The organism is Belliella alkalica, assembly GCF_022549785.1.
Classification (GTDB): Bacteria; Bacteroidota; Bacteroidia; order Cytophagales; family Cyclobacteriaceae; genus Belliella; species Belliella alkalica.
Map to the genome: position 1 here is coordinate 1 of NZ_JAKZGO010000041.1, position 3,671 is coordinate 3,671.

Consider the following 3,671-nt stretch of genomic DNA (forward strand, 5'->3'; position numbering starts at 1 on the left):
GAATCCGATCCAGAGGATGTAACGGTAGAGACGGCAGCAGACCTGAATATCACCAAGACAGCGACAAGCGCTACGGTATTGGCGGGKGAAAAWATCAGTTACACGATAACTATATCCAATAACGGCCCAAGTGACGCACTTCATGTGATGGTAAGCGATATGCTTCCGGCAGGAACCACATTCGTCTCAGCCGACAACGGAGGAATGAATGATTCAGGTACAGTAAACTGGAATCTTGGAACATTGGCAGCAGGAGCAAGTGTGGAGCTGAATCTTGTATTGTCCACCGAAGCTTCCCTAGAAGCAGGAACAATCATCAGCAACATAGCAATCGTAGACTCTCCAACAGATGCAGACGGACCAAAAGAATCCGATCCAGAAGATGTTGAAATAGAAACAGCAGCAGATCTTAATATCACCAAAACGGCGTCAAGTGCTACTGTATTGGCGGGAGAGAATATCAGTTACACGATAACTATATCCAATAACGGTCCAAGTGATGCGCTTGATGTGATGGTAAGCGATATGCTTCCAGCCGGAACAGGTTTTGTATCCGCCGACAACGGAGGAATGAATGATTCAGGTACAGTAAACTGGAACCTTGGAACCTTGGCAGCAGGAGCAAGTGTGGAGCTGAATCTTGTATTGTCCACYGAAGCTTCCCTWGAAGCAGGAACAATCATCAGCAACATMGCAATCGTAGACTCTCCAACAGATGCAGACGGACCAAAAGAATCCGATCCTGAAGATGTAACGGTAGAGACAGCGGCTGACCTAGCAATAATGAAGTCAGCAGCAAGCGCTACTGTATTGGCGGGAGAGAATATCAGTTACACAATAACGGTAAGCAATAACGGCCCAAGTGACGCACTTGATGTGATGGTAAGCGATATGCTTCCGGCAGGAACCACATTCGTCTCAGCCGACAACGGAGGAATGAATGATTCAGGTACAGTAAACTGGAATCTTGGAACATTGGCAGCAGGAGCAAGTGTGGAGCTGAATCTTGTATTGTCCACCGAAGCTTCCCTAGAAGCAGGAACAATCATCAGCAACATAGCAATCGTAGACTCTCCAACAGATGCAGACGGACCAAAAGAATCCGATCCAGAGGATGTAACGGTAGAGACGGCAGCAGACCTGAATATCACCAAGACAGCAGCAAGCGCTACTGTATTGGCTGGTGAAAATATCAGTTACACGATAACAGTAAGCAATAACGGTCCAAGTGATGCGCTTGATGTGATGGTAAGCGATATGCTTCCGGCAGGAACCGCATTCGTCTCAGCCGATAATGGAGGAATGAATGATTCAGGTACAGTAAACTGGAACCTTGGAACCTTGGCAGCAGGAGCAAGTGTGGAGCTGAATCTTGTATTGTCCACTGAAGCTTCCCTTGAAGCAGGAACAATCATCAGCAACATAGCAATCGTAGATTCCCCAACAGATGGAGACGGACCAAAAGAATCCGATCCTGAAGATGTAACGGTAGAGACTGCAGCAGATCTTAATATCACCAAAACGGCGGCAAGTGCTACGGTATTGGCGGGAGAGAATATCAGTTACACGATAACTGTATCCAATAACGGCCCAAGTGACGCGCTTGATGTGATGGTAAGCGATATGCTTCCGGCAGGAACAGGTTTTGTATCCGCCGACAACGGAGGAATGAATGATTCAGGTACAGTAAACTGGAATCTTGGGACATTGGCAGCAGGAGCAAGTGTGGAGCTGAATCTTGTATTGTCCACCGAAGCTTCCCTAGAAGCAGGAACAATCATCAGCAACATAGCAATCGTAGATTCCCCAACAGATGCAGACGGACCAAAAGAATCCGATCCTGAAGATGTTGAAATAGAGACGGCAGCAGATCTTAATATCACCAAGACAGCGGCAAGCGCTACTGTATTGGCTGGTGAAAATATCAGTTACACGATAACAGTAAGCAATAACGGTCCAAGTGATGCACTTGATGTAATGGTAAGCGATATGCTTCCGGCAGGAACAGGTTTTGTATCCGCCGACAACGGAGGAATGAATGATTCCGGTACAGTAAACTGGAACCTTGGAACCTTGGCAGCAGGAGCAAGTGTGGAACTGAATCTTGTATTGTCCACCGAAGCTTCCCTAGAAGCAGGAACAATCATCAGCAACATAGCAATCGTAGACTCTCCAACAGATGGAGACGGACCAAAAGAATCCGATCCAGAGGATGTAACGGTAGAAACAGCAGCAGATCTTAATATCACCAAAACGGCGTCAAGTGCTACTGTATTGGCTGGTGAAAATATCAGTTACACGATAACTATATCCAATAACGGTCCAAGTGATGCACTTGATGTGATGGTAAGCGATATGCTTCCGGCAGGAACCACATTCATCTCAGCAGATAACGGAGGGGTGAATAACTCAGGTACAGTAAACTGGAACCTTGGGACATTGGCAGCAGGAGCAAGTGTGGAGCTGAATCTTGTATTGTCCACCGAAGCTTCCCTAGAAGCAGGAACAGTCATCAGCAACATCGCAATCGTAGACTCTCCAACAGATGGAGACGGACCAAAAGAATCCGATCCTGAAGATGTTGAAATAGAGACKGCAGCAGATCTTAATATCACCAAAACCGCGGCAAGCGCTACTGTATTGGCGGGAGAGAATATCAGTTACACGATAACAGTAAGCAATAACGGTCCAAGTGACGCGCTTGATGTGATGGTAAGCGACATGTTGCCAGCAGGAACTGCATTCGTTTCAGCTGATAATGGAGGAGTAAATGATTCCGGTACAGTAAACTGGAACCTTGGGACATTGGCAGCAGGAGCAAGTGTGGAACTGAATCTTGTATTGTCCACCGAAGCTTCCCTAGAAGCAGGAACAATCATCAGCAACATAGCAATCGTAGACTCTCCAACAGATGGAGACGGACCAAAAGAATCCGATCCAGAGGATGTAACGGTAGAGACTGCAGCAGATCTTAATATCACCAAAACGGCGGCAAGCGCTACTGTATTGGCTGGTGAAAATATCAGTTACACGATAACTATATCCAATAACGGTCCAAGTGATGCACTTGATGTAATGGTAAGCGATATGCTTCCTGCAGGAACAGGTTTTGTATCCGCCGACAACGGAGGAATGAATGATTCAGGTACAGTAAACTGGAACCTTGGAACCTTGGCAGCAGGAGCAAGTGTGGAACTGAATCTTGTATTGTCCACCGAAGCTTCCCTTGAAGCAGGAACAATCATCAGCAACATAGCAATCGTAGACTCTCCAACAGATGGAGACGGACCAAAAGAATCCGATCCAGAGGATGTAACGGTAGAGACTGCAGCAGATCTTAATATCACCAAAACGGCGGCAAGCGCTACTGTATTGGCTGGTGAAAATATCAGTTACACGATAACTATATCCAATAACGGTCCAAGTGATGCACTTGATGTAATGGTAAGCGATATGCTTCCGGCAGGAACTGCATTCGTTTCAGCTGATAATGGAGGAGTAAATGATTCAGGTACAGTAAACTGGAACCTTGGGACATTGGCAGCAGGAGCAAGTGTGGAGCTGAATCTTGTATTGTCCACCGAAGCTTCCCTTGAAGCAGGAACAATCATCAGTAACATAGCAATCGTAGATTCCCCAACAGATGGAGACGGACCAAAAGAATCCGATCC

Annotated in this window: 1 protein-coding gene; it reads left to right on the plus strand. The window is 46.5% G+C overall.

The annotated features are described in order from the left end of the window. On the plus strand, positions 1 to 3,671 hold a 3,671-nt coding region (locus MM213_RS20410), incomplete at both ends, for a DUF11 domain-containing protein (protein ID WP_241414734.1).